General features: G+C 30.5%; 1 protein-coding gene. It reads left to right on the top strand.

The window, feature by feature from the left end:
* Nucleotides 1-211, top strand: a 211-nt coding sequence (locus FH871_RS33645) for a DUF6710 family protein (RefSeq protein ID WP_212768373.1), incomplete at its 5' end; no start/stop codon positions are given.
* Nucleotides 212-213: the final 2 nt, after the last annotated feature.

The following is a 213-nucleotide window of genomic DNA, read 5'->3' on the forward strand; positions in this document are numbered from 1 at the left end:
TAAAGAAGTGAGGGACTATTCTGTTCTATATGAACATGTCTACTTTGATGGAAAAGATTATAGAAATAAAGAAAATCATTTAATTATTAGCTTAGGTTATAATAAAAAAGTAATTTTCTATTCAGGGGTCATTTTTGAGTTGGGGCGGTTTTTACTTGACGCTGATTATCATAGATTTGAAGAGATGAGGAAGACTGTTTTAGACCTTTAGCT

This window comes from Larkinella sp. C7, from assembly GCF_006149005.1.
Classification (GTDB): Bacteria; Bacteroidota; Bacteroidia; order Cytophagales; family Spirosomataceae; genus Larkinella.